Consider the following 10,999-nt stretch of genomic DNA (forward strand, 5'->3'; position numbering starts at 1 on the left):
CGTCGGTGGGCTCGTTGGTGGGCTCGTCATCGGGCCAGCTGCTCACAGTCATGCTCCGTGTTGCTCGGGCGTGCGCGCGGTGCGCGCACCGGGTCACCGGCGCCCCGTGCGCCGATAGCCGCAATCGTCCCACAGGTACCATCGGGCTCACAAAACTCTGTCGTGCGCGACCCGGCCGGCCCCCGGCTCCGGTCGGGGGCGGATGCGATGATGGCCCCATGATCGACCCGTCCGACCCCGAGACCGCGCTGGCCCGTACCGTCATCGAGATCGAGGCCCACGTCGCCCAGTCCGGATGGGACGCCCCCGTGCGGGTCTTCGCCCTCGTGCACACGGCCCGGGCACTCGGCACCGACCCGGAACTGGAGCAGTCCCTGACGCCGGAGGCGCTGGCCGAGGCACGGGTCGACCCGCACGCCCTGACGGCCGTCGAGCAGGAAGGTCTGCCCGCAGCCACCGACCTGGAGGACCTCCTGCGCCAGCTGGCCTGGCCGGAGACCGTCGACGGCGTCGCGCTGTCCAGCGAGCAGATCGTCCTGCCCCCGGCCGCTCAGGCCGAGGCCGCGGCCCGGAGCGACCCGCACGAGCGTCTGGCCCTCCTGGCAGCACACCCGGACCGCGAGGAGATGCGCCTGGTGGTCGGCGTGCTGCGCCAGGGGTCCTCCTGGTGCGCCCTGCGGTCGCGGCGTCTGGACACCCCCGCCTCCGTGGTCACCGGCGCCGACCTCGTGCCCGGGCTGGTCGAGGCGCTGCGCACCACCTTGTCCTGAGCGCCCCGAGCGGCCCCGACGGCGTCGCTCGACAAGAGCGCCGCTGCGCACCGGCCGGTCAGGGGCCGGCCTCAGTCCTCGTCGTGCTCCTCGCCCCCGTCATCCTGGCCACTGTCCTCGTCCCGCTCGTCTGCCTCTTTGGCGCCGTCGGCGTAGCCCAGCGTCCCGTCGAGCAGGGAGGCCAGGTCGGCGTCGATCTGAGAGTCCATGTCCTGGGCCGCGCGACGCAGGGTGAGGAAGTCCTCGGGCGCCGCGAGCTCGGCGGGCGTGGGCATGACATCGGGGTGCTCCCAGAAGGCGTCGCGCCCGGCGTCACCCAGCTCGGAGCCGAGCAGCTCCCACAGGCGCGCTGCCTCCCTGACCCGTCGAGGCCGGAACTCCATGCCGATGAGCCGGGCGAAGACCTGCTCGGCCGGTCCGCCTTGGACGCGTTGGCGTCGCACCATCTCCCTGAGCGCCATCGCCTGGGGCAGGTGCGGCGCGGTGGCACGGGCCGAGACGACCTCCACCCACCCCTCGACCAGGGCCAGCAGGGTCTCCAGCGCCTCGAGCGCCTCCTTCTGCGCCGGGGTCTCCTGGGGCGCGAACATCCCGGACTCCAGCGCGGCGCGGATCGCCTCGGGGTCGTTCGGGTCGACCTGGGAGACGGCCTGCTCCATGGCCTCGACGTCGATGGTGATGCCGCGGGCGTAGGCCTCGACGGCGCCCAGCAGCTGGCTGCGCAGCCACGGGACGTGGGCGTAGAGGCGGGCCGCGGCGGCTTCACGCACTGCCAGGAACATCCGTACCTCCTCGGGGTCGACCTCCAGGCCCTCGGCGAAGGCCTCGACGTTGACCGGGACGAGGGCGGTGCCCGGGTCCCGGGTCAGCGGCAGCCCGACGTCGGTGGCGCCCACCGACTGGGCGGCGAGCTCGCCGATGGCGTGCCCCACCTGCAGCCCGAAGGCGGTCCCCGCCAGGGAGCGCATGACCTGGGACAGCGCCCCCACCTGGTCCTGCACCGGAGAGTCGTCCTCGCCCAGCGTCTCGGAGGCCTGTCCCACCTGGCGCTGGAGGGCGGCGGCCAGGGCGGAGGTCGCCGCGTCGGCCACAGGGGCGCACACGTCCTTCCACACCGGCAGCGTCTGCTCGACCCAGTCCGAGCGGGACCAGGCGGTGCGCTTCCCGGAAGCCGGCATGAGCTCGGTGGCCGTGTCGATCCACAGGTCAGCCACCTGGAGGGCCTGGCGCGCCGCCTCAGCCTGCCCGGCCGTGACGGTCGGGTCGCCGCCCGATCGGGCCGTGCGCAGCGCCAGCTCCTTGCCCATCTCCCAGTTGGCGCCCTGGGCGGGGTCGAGCATCTGCCGCATCTGCGCCTGGAGGGCCATGAGCTGGCCGGGGCTGAGGGAGCCGAGATCCTCCATCCCCGGCAGCTGGGCGAGCTGGCCTGCCTCCAGTCCCGATGCCCGCAGAGCGGCGACGGCGTCCCTGGCCATGTCCGGTCCGAACAGGGAGGCGAGCATCGCCTCGAGCTCGTCGAAGGGGTCCTCACTCATCGGATTCCTCTCAGTCCTGTCGATCGTGCGCCTCGGCTGTCACGCGGCGCCGAGCCGCGCCCAGTGCCAACACGGTGATCCTCCCACCCTTTCCTGGGCCGCGGCCATGAGGCGCCAGTGCCCGGGGCGTGTCGTGTCGCACCGACGGGCTGCCCGCACGGGCCTCCGGGACGGTCCATCATGGTGCCCGTGACTGACGACCTCATCGCACCCGCCCCCTCCCCCGGTGGCACCCGTGGCAGGAGACGGCCCAGGCGACGCACCCTCGTCCTGGCGGCGGCCGGCGTCGCGGGAGTCGTCGGCCTGGTCGTGGCGGGGGCGACTGTGCCCATCGACAAGGTGATCGAGGCCCCCGGCCCGACCTGGAACGTCCTGTCGGAGTCCGCTGACGGCCAGGACCTCCTGACCGTCTCGGGCGCGCAGACCTACCCGGCTGACGGTGCCCTGCGCATGACCACCGTGTCGGTCTCGGGCTGCCCGGGGCACCCGGTGACCTTCTTCATGCTCGTGGGCGCCTGGCTCGATGAGAACCAGTCCGTCATCGACCGCGACCAGGTCTGCCCCGACTCCCTGACCGAGGAGGAGGTCGAGCAGGAGGGCCAGGCCCAGATGACCAGCTCCCAGGACGCCGCCGTCGTCGCCGCGCTCATGGAGTCCGGGATGGCCTCGCGCATGATCCTGACCGTGGCCGGCCTCTCGGGGCAGCAGACCGCCGCGCTCGCCGAGGGCGACGTCCTGGAGTCGATCACGCCGGCGGGGGGCACGACGACAAGGATCACGACCTACCCCGAGCTGCGCGAGATCTTGTCGACCATCCCGGCGGGCACCACGGTGACCCTGGGCGTCACCCGCGACGGGCAGGCCGTCGATGTCGAGCTGACCACGCTGGCCCCCCAGGACCAGGACGGCGACGGGCAGGCCGACTCCGAGGGCTCGCTCCTGGGCCTGTACCTGTCGGCCCGCGCCGACTCCGAGATCGACGCCGAGTTCGCCCTGTCGGATGTGGGGGGCCCCAGCGCCGGGGCCATGTTCGCCCTGGGGATCGTCGATGAGCTGACCCCCGGCGACCTGACAGGCGGCCAGGACATCGCCGGCACCGGGACGATCTCCTTCGACGGCCAGGTCGGGGCGATCGGCGGGATCCGACAGAAGATGGCCGGGGCCGCGCAGGCCGGCAGCGACTACTTCCTGGCCCCGACCTCCAACTGCGCGGAGGTGGTGGGCCATGTCCCCGAGGGCATGACGGTCGCCGCCGTGTCCACCCTGCACGAGGCGGTCACGGCCGTCGAGACGATCGCCTCGCAGGACACCTCTGCCCTGACCACCTGCGAGTCGGTCCTGGACGCTGACTGAATCCTCGCCGTCGGACGCGGGCCTCGCCGGAGTTTTCCACAGGCCGGGCGCTCCCGTGGCGAGCGGGCCGCGGCCGTGCCAGGCTCCTCGTGGCGCCGCACCCTGTCACCCCGTCGGCGCCGCTGAAGGAGCAGCGATGCGCATCCGTGGAGACTCACCGGTCCTGTGGCGCGCCCCGGGGCAGACGCAGGTCGGCGCCGAGCCGGGGCACGCGGTCGTCCTGGAGGGGCTGAGCCCCTCCGAGCAGCGCCTTCTCGACCGCCTGCCCGCCGCGATCAGCCCCGACACCCTCTACCGCGCGGCCCGGTGGACGAAGGTGCCCCTGGCCCGTGCCCGGGAGGTGCTCGACCTGCTGCGCGAGCAGGGCGCGCTCGTCGAGGACGATGTCCCCCCGTCCTGCGCCGACGAGGTCTACTGGGACCGGTTGTCCCCGCACGCCCGGGCGCGCACGGGGCGCCTGCGCGCCGGGGTCGTGGCCGTCCTGGGGGCGGGGTGGCTGGCGCAGGGGATCATCGGCCTGCTGGCCGAGGCGGGGGTCGGCACCATCCTGCCCGAGGACGACGAGCTAGTGCGGTGGACCGCGCAGGTCGCACCCCGGGTGGCCACCCGCGCCCCGCTGGGATGCACTCCGGATCTCGTGGTCAGTGTGGAGGGCCATGTCGTCGACCCGGTGCGCGCCCGTGAGCTCAACCGCGCCGACATCACCCAGCTGCCGGTGCTCGCCCGCGAGCTCAGCGTGCGGGTCGGCCCTCTGTTCAGCCCCGGGCGCGGGGCCTGTTCGACCTGCCTGGGCTTGTGGGACCGCGACGCCGACCCGTGCTGGCCCACGGTGGCCACCCAGCTGCGGCTGCTGGAGGCCCCGGTCCTCGAGCGCCTGCTCATCCACCAGGCCGCGGCCCTCGCCGTGCGCGGCGCCACCGACGTGCTCATGGGCGCGGGCGACGCGTGGCTGGGACGCAGCATCGAGCTGAGCGGAGCCGACCCGGTCGGTGTCGTGCGGTCCTGGCCGCCGCACCCCGACTGCCTGTGCTCACAGGTGCCCGCTCACCCCCGGGCCCCCGAGGCGGGGCCCGCGGCCGGGACCGGACAGGACTGAGAGTCCGGGCCCCGCCGGGCCTCCCTGCGGCGCCGCCACGAGGGGGCGGGCTCAGGCGGACTCGGAATGCTCGCGCACGAGGCGCAGGACGTCGGCGCCGTACTCCTGGAGCTTGACCGCCCCCACGCCCCGGATGAGGGAGAGCTGGGGCAGGACAGTGGGCTTGACCATGGCGATGGAGCGCAGGGTCGTGTCGGGGAAGACCGTGTAGGCCGGCCTGGAGGCCCGGGCGGCGACCTCGGCCCTCCAGGCGCGCAGCACCTCGAAGAGTGCGATGGTTGCGGGGTCGGCCTCGGCCTCGAAGTCCGCAGCGGCCTGCCGGGCGCGCTCCTTGGGGCTGCCGGTGGCCCCGCCCCGGCGCTGCGGGCGCCCAGGCCCCTGGGCGGTGGGCCAGATCCCGTCCAGGAAGCGCGAGGGCTTGCGCGAGGCCCGGCCTCCGGGGTTGCGGGCACGGGCGTAGGAGATGATGAGGTGCTCCCGGGCCCGGGTGACGCCGACATAGAGCAGGCGCCGCTCCTCCTCGATGGCCGAGGGCCCCTCGGCCAGGGAGATCGGCAGCAGGCCCTCGGCGACGCCGACGAGCACGACGGCGTCCCACTCCAGGCCCTTGGCGGCGTGCAGGGAGGACAGGGTCACCCCCGCGACGGTCGGGGCGTTCTGCGCCTCGGCCCTCTCGGTCAGCTCGGCGACCAGGCCGTCGAGATCGGCCCCGCGGCGCTCGGAGAGCTGGTCGGCGAGCTCGACGATGGCGTTGAGGGAGTCCCAGCGCTCGCGCACCGCCCCGCGCTGCGATGGAGGCTGGGGCGCCCACCCCTCCCGGAACAGGACCATCCGCGTGTCCTCCCCGAGGTCGCCGCTGAGGCTCGCCCGCTCGGTGCGTGCGGCCGCGCGCAGCAGCACCATCGCCCGCTTGACCTCATCGCGCTCGAAGAAGCGCTCCCCTCCCCGCACGAGGTAGCCGATGCCGGCACCGGCCAGCGCCTGCTCGATGACCTCGGACTGGGCGTTGGTCCGGTACAGGACGGCTATCTCGCTGACGGGCACTCCGGCGGCCGTCAGGCGGCGCACCTGCTCGACCACCCCGGCGGCCTCGGCAACGTCGTCGTCGTAGGTCTCGAAGCGCACGGCCGGGCCGCTGGGTCGTTGCGCGACCAGCTCGACCGCACCCGCCGGCAGGGCCAGCGCCCCTCCCCCGCGCCGCGAGCGCGACAGGACCCGGTTGGCCAGTGACACCACCTCGGGGGTCGAGCGGTAGTCGCGGCTGAGCCGCACGACGCGGGCGCCCTCGTAGCGGGAGGCGAAGCCGGTGAGGAACTCCGGGGTCGCGCCGGCGAAGGAGTAGATGGTCTGGGAGGCGTCCCCGACGACGCACAGCTGGCGCCGGTGCCCCAGCCACAGGTCGAGGAGCCGCTGCTGGAGCGGGGAGACGTCCTGGTACTCGTCGACGACGAAGTGCTTGTACTGGCCGCGCACCTGGGCGGCGATGTCCTCACGGTCGAGCAGGATGCCCACCATGAGCAGCAGGACGTCCTCGAAGTCGATGACGCCCCGCTCGGTCTTGGCCTCCTCGTAGGCAGCCAGGACCCTGGCCACGGTTGCCGGCTCCAGCCCGCCGACGCCCTCGCGGCGCTGGAGGGCGGCGGCCTCGGCGTAGTCCTCCGGCAGGGTCATCGTGACCTTGGCCCACTCGACCTCCGCCGACAGGTCGCGGATGAGGGCGCGGTCGGTCGACAGGCCCAGGCGCTGGGCGGCGGCGCCGACGAGCCTGCCCTTGTACTTCTCGATCTCCGGTCGACGGCCCCCGATGGCCGTGGGCCAGAAGTAGGTCAGCTGGCGCAGCGCCGCGGAGTGGAAAGTGCGGGCCTGGGCTCCGTGCACGCCCAGGTCGCTCAGGCGCGAGCGCATCTCACCGGCGGCGCGGGCGGTGAAGGTCACCGCCAGCACCTGGGCCGGCTGGTAGGCGCCCACCGTCACGCCGTGGGCGATGCGGTAGGTGATCGCCCGGGTCTTGCCCGTGCCCGCCCCGGCCAGGACGCACAGGGCGCCTTCGAGGTGCTCGGCGACCTGCCGCTGGTCGGGGTCGAGGGCCCCGAGGAGCTCGTCCGCGCTGGGAGGGCCGGCGGGCCGCGCGGTGGTCGACACGGCGGATGGCACAGCGGACGGCGCGAAGGATGCGGGCGCACCGGCGCGGCGCGGGGCGGGTGTCGGGGGATGCTCGCTCATCACGGCCCAGCCTGCCACGCCGGTGCGACGCGACGGGCGGGGCTCAGGACACCGGCCCGCCGTACCAATCCTCGATGAGCATGCGTCCGATCGAGGTCGGCCCCGGCAGGACGATCTCGCCGACGCTCACGGCCTCGGACAGCTCACGGCGGTCGACGAGCCGGGCGCCGGTCACCTCCTTGCCGTCGGGGCTGGGCGCCGGTGAGCCCGCAACGAGCCGGGCGCGGAAGGCCAGCATGAGGGAGCGGGGGAAGGGCCACGGCTGGCTGGCCACGAAGGCCAGCTCGGCGACCTCCAGGCCGGTCTCCTCAGAGACCTCGCGGGCAACGGCGGCCTCGACCGCCTCGCCGGCCTCGACGAAGCCGGCGACCACCGAGTAGCGGTGAGCCTCCCAGGCGGCGGCGTGGACCATGAGGAGCCGGTCGTTGTCGTCGGTGGCGGCCACGATGACCGCCGGGTCGGTGCGGGGGAACTGGACGGTCTGGCAGCCCGAGCAGGCACGCGCCCACCCGGCCTCGACCGGGCTGGTGTGGTGACCGCAGGCCGGGCAGAAGCCGGCGCGCGCGTGCCAGGCGGCCACGGCCACGGCAGCGGTGGCCAGGCCCGCGTCGTGTGCGTCCAGAGCTGCTCCGACGGCCCGCAGGGGGCTGAGGGGGTGGCGATCGAGCACCTGCGCCAGGGCGGGGTGCGCGCGAGCGGCCCCCTCGGCGTCGGTCGCCTCGGCGAGGTCGGCGGGAACGAACACCGCCAGCCACGAGGGAGGGGCGGCCGGATCCTCCTCGTCGCGACGAGGCTCCCCCCGGCCCAGGTAGCAGGTGCGCAGGCCGGCGAGGTCGAGGTCGGCCGCAGTCAGCGGCGCCAGGCGCGGGCCCGCTCCAGATCGGTCGAGCGCGACGCGTCCTCGGGCGTCAACCAGGAGCAGACGGGTGGCGGGGTCGGCGGCCAGCTCCTCGAGCAGGCCGGGCCGACTCCGGCGGGAGGCGTCCCGGCCATTGGTCGAGCGCGCCAGGGACCGGTCCCTCCACCCGTCCTCGATGGTCGGCAGGACAGGGGTGCCCGCCGTCGGCTGCCGGTGGGGAGCATGATGCGTGCTCTCACTCATGGACCCAGCCTAATGCGGGCGGCGCCCGCCCCTGGAGCAGGGCCGTCCACCGGGCCACCCGCCGCCGACGTCACGAGCCCCGGCCCCACCCCCTCCGCGAGATCGGGACATATGACACCGTGAGATCGGGAGATATGGCACCGGACTCGTATCACCCGACCCACCCCTTGGCCTTGCCCATTGACTGCCGGCAGAGCCCTCAGCATCCGTGCTCGCCGCCGGGCCCTCAAGGCTGCCGGGCCGCTACCAGGTCGCCTGGCGTCGCCCCACCAACAGGCCCCACGTGACCGTGATCGCGCTTGCAGCGACCTGAGCAGCGAGGCTGCTCGGAGTCCCCGTTCCCTCAAGAATCACCAGGGCGCTCGGAAGTCCTGCCACAACAGCGGCGTCGGGCCCACTCATCACGATCTGCACCAATCCCGGTGGCAGAGAACCCACTGGTGTTGAGACCAGGCTTCCAGTGAACACCGGGGAGGGACGATACGCAGAACGCAGTATGGCCCCAGACCATCCCAGTCCGCAGACCACTATCAGAGCGATGGTGATCCACCACGGGCCGCCGGCTACAGATGCCGATGCGCCTGGATCCTGGTTATCCCCTGACGCCGTACGCGCAACCGATCCGATCAGCATCGCGAGAGTGAGCCAGAATGACATTCCTAACGCGGGGACCAGGAGGTGCCCGGCCCTCACGCGGACCGCGCCGACCGGCCAGTTCTGGTCCGCTCCGCCGTCCCACCACGCGCGCCTGGCCGGCTCGGCGAAGCTCAACGCAGCCACCCAGCCTCCGAGGAGGTGAAGACAGACACCGGTCGACAAGCCCAGCGAGTACATCTGCGGAACGACGGCGACGACGAGCCCCAACAGGACCTGGATCACACGGTAGGGCTGCCGACACAGAAGCAGCCAGTCCGCCTGAGCGATAACAATCGTGGGACGCCACGCGCGAGGCACGCGCCTGGCGGCACCGGCCAACAACAGCCGAGACGACGCAGAAGGCACGCGGGCTTCGGACGACATGAGCCGCCCCAGCGCACGCACATCCAACGCGAGCACAGAAGAGTGAACACCAAACGCTCTTGAGGCGACATCGATAAGCAGCCGGTCGGAGATGCACGCCAGTTGCGCACGCACCGCACGCCAGCACCATGCCGCCACCGCAAGGCCAGCCGAGCCGGCGACGAGAAGTACGCCTCCGGCTGGGCCCCGCTGAATCGACGGCCCAGCAATTCCAACAACAGCAACCGCTGCTGAAGCGAGCAGAACAACGGCGCGAAGAACCCCGACACCCCGCTCATGGACCTGCAGCCAGAATAAAGAAAGGACGGTGAACGACATGCCTGCGGCGCCGATCAACCCTAGTCCGACGGCCTGGGCTACCCCTGTTCCGCCAATGACAGCGCCGACGACTCCAGCCACGCCCCCCAAGACCCCGAACAGCGTCCATTCGATGCGAGCAAGAGGAGTCAGCAGCCCACGTCGGTCGCCCGGCAGGGAGAGCCACCATGAGGCCTCCCAGGAACGCAAGAACAAGGGACCCAAACGCCATGCCACACCGACTATGATCGAGACGCACAGCAGAAACATGAATAAAAAGGTCCAGGTCGGATGCGGAACCGAACCGCCCAACCCGTCGGTGGCATGTTTCCTCAGGGACCCCGAGATCGCCCCCAGGGTTGAGGTCGTCAGCGCACCGACAACACCAACAGCCAGCAGCAGTTCGTACGCCATGGTTGCTGTCCGCCCGAGCGCCACCGACTGTTGACCGGCATGAGAACGCGTCCAGCGTCTCACCTCCGCCGCTGATGGATACGTCCGGACAGTATGCACTCCGCTCGTCGCGGGCGACTGCGGGGTCACGATGCGATCTCCATCAACTTCATCGTGCCGGTGGCGACATCGACGGGCTCAGGCTCGTCACCCACGACGAGCACATCGGTCGCCACATCCTTGACGAGCTCGACGTCATGGGTGGCCAGCAGCACTGCGCCCCCTGAGTCGCGCTTGCGACGCATGTAGAACGCCAGCATGTGACGAGCGGTGCGATCCAAACGTTGCTCAGGCTCGTCAAGCACGATGAGATCCGATGGGCGCGCGAACACCGATGCGAGCGTGAGACGACGTCGTTGCCCTCCTGACAGTTGATCGGGCACCGCGCCCGCGAGTCGCAGGAGACCGAAGTGATCCAGCAACGTCGCAACGACCTCGTCCGGATGCGCGACCGCATGACCATAGCAGACGAGACGCAGGTGCTCGCGCACGGTCAAGGACGGAAAGAATGCATCTCCCCCCACATCCACCGCCAACACTTGACGCTGAGATCCGGACCGCGGATCCGGCCTATCTCCCAGCACACTCACCTGGCCGCCCAAAGGGGGAATGAGACCGCAACAAGTGCCGAGCAGCGTTGACTTCCCCGCACCATTTACGCCAACAAGAGCCAGCACCCTTCCGAACTCGAGAGCAAAACTCACGGGCGCACAGACCGGGTTCTTACCATAACCAGCCACCAGAGCGTTTGCAACAAGAATCGATTGACTCTCATCTCGACGTTTCTGCACCAAAACCAATACCCACAAGATACCTATAAAAATGAACAGTTCTCCAAGTTGGCGCAACAGACTCTCGACGCTTCGCCCAACTATCGGCATCTACTGTAACCCACCGAGATGCAGTCAATAGCATTTACCGAATTAGGTAACGGCAATCTGCATGCGTTACTACCTCCGGGAATGCGGTGTCGATTCGCCGCAATTTTGAGATACAAAACACTCGACAGTGCGTGTATGATCGGGAATCTAAGAGCAGCGCCCACAAGACAGTATGGAAACGAGGAGTCGAGAAATAGTGCGGAAAAGGCGTCCGCCCGTTACCTTGTTGGTGGTCCCGGGTGGTCCGGGGCTGGGCCAGCTGCTGCGGG

The 10,999-nt window shown here is 71.4% G+C and carries 8 protein-coding genes; 3 read left to right on the forward strand and 5 right to left on the reverse strand.

Features of this window, described 5'->3' with window-relative positions; all coding sequences use genetic code 11:
* Window positions 1-218: 218 nt before the first annotated feature.
* A complete protein-coding gene (locus tag Q4C85_RS10800; RefSeq protein WP_303141994.1) occupies window positions 219-770 on the forward strand; it encodes a PPA1309 family protein in 552 nt (183 codons plus the stop codon).
* Window positions 771-841: 71 nt separating this feature from the next.
* On the opposite strand, the gene Q4C85_RS10805 is transcribed toward Q4C85_RS10800, so the two are convergent.
* Window positions 842-2,305, reverse strand: coding sequence for a zinc-dependent metalloprotease (locus Q4C85_RS10805; RefSeq protein WP_303141997.1), 1,464 nt, complete (start codon window positions 2,303-2,305; stop codon window positions 842-844).
* A 189-nt stretch (window positions 2,306-2,494) separates the two neighbouring features.
* Here Q4C85_RS10805 and Q4C85_RS10810 point away from each other — a divergent pair, with 189 nt between their 5' ends.
* A complete protein-coding gene (locus tag Q4C85_RS10810) occupies window positions 2,495-3,658 on the forward strand; it encodes a PDZ domain-containing protein (protein WP_303142000.1) in 1,164 nt (387 codons plus the stop codon).
* 136 nt (window positions 3,659-3,794) lie between these two features.
* Entirely contained in the window at window positions 3,795-4,754 is a 960-nt protein-coding gene (locus Q4C85_RS10815) for a thiamine biosynthesis protein ThiF (RefSeq protein ID WP_303142001.1), read from the forward strand.
* Window positions 4,755-4,805: 51 nt separating this feature from the next.
* Here Q4C85_RS10815 and Q4C85_RS10820 read toward each other — a convergent pair whose 3' ends face one another.
* The 4 genes from Q4C85_RS10820 to Q4C85_RS10835 form a co-directional block, all read right to left on the reverse strand.
* A complete protein-coding gene (locus Q4C85_RS10820) occupies window positions 4,806-6,977 on the reverse strand; it encodes an ATP-dependent DNA helicase UvrD2 (RefSeq protein WP_303142004.1) in 2,172 nt (723 codons plus the stop codon).
* Window positions 6,978-7,020: 43 nt separating this feature from the next.
* On the reverse strand, window positions 7,021-8,079 hold the full coding sequence (nudC, locus tag Q4C85_RS10825; protein WP_303142006.1) for an NAD(+) diphosphatase: 1,059 nt from the start codon (window positions 8,077-8,079) through the stop codon (window positions 7,021-7,023).
* A 243-nt stretch (window positions 8,080-8,322) separates the two neighbouring features.
* Window positions 8,323-9,810, reverse strand: a complete 1,488-nt coding sequence (locus tag Q4C85_RS10830) for a DUF6297 family protein (protein WP_303142008.1) — start codon at window positions 9,808-9,810, stop codon at window positions 8,323-8,325.
* A 125-nt stretch (window positions 9,811-9,935) separates the two neighbouring features.
* Window positions 9,936-10,730: an ABC transporter ATP-binding protein gene (locus tag Q4C85_RS10835; protein WP_303142010.1), complete on the reverse strand. Its 795-nt coding sequence runs from the start codon at window positions 10,728-10,730 to the stop codon at window positions 9,936-9,938.
* Window positions 10,731-10,999: the final 269 nt, after the last annotated feature.

This window comes from Actinomyces sp., from assembly GCF_030524025.1.
Classification (GTDB): domain Bacteria; phylum Actinomycetota; class Actinomycetes; order Actinomycetales; family Actinomycetaceae; genus Actinomyces.

Bases quoted from the DNA above. Each gene is read 5' to 3' on its own strand.
- Q4C85_RS10835 (WP_303142010.1), bottom strand. From the start codon at position 10,730: ATGCCGATAGTTGGGCGAAGCGTCGAGAGTCTGTTGCGCCAACTTGGA.
- Q4C85_RS10800 (WP_303141994.1), top strand. From the start codon at position 219: ATGATCGACCCGTCCGACCCCGAGACCGCGCTGGCCCGTACCGTCATC.
- Q4C85_RS10805 (WP_303141997.1), bottom strand. From the start codon at position 2,305: ATGAGTGAGGACCCCTTCGACGAGCTCGAGGCGATGCTCGCCTCCCTG.
- nudC (WP_303142006.1), bottom strand. From the start codon at position 8,079: ATGAGTGAGAGCACGCATCATGCTCCCCACCGGCAGCCGACGGCGGGC.
- Q4C85_RS10830 (WP_303142008.1), bottom strand. From the start codon at position 9,810: ATGGCGTACGAACTGCTGCTGGCTGTTGGTGTTGTCGGTGCGCTGACG.
- Q4C85_RS10815 (WP_303142001.1), top strand. From the start codon at position 3,795: ATGCGCATCCGTGGAGACTCACCGGTCCTGTGGCGCGCCCCGGGGCAG.
- Q4C85_RS10820 (WP_303142004.1), bottom strand. From the start codon at position 6,977: ATGAGCGAGCATCCCCCGACACCCGCCCCGCGCCGCGCCGGTGCGCCC.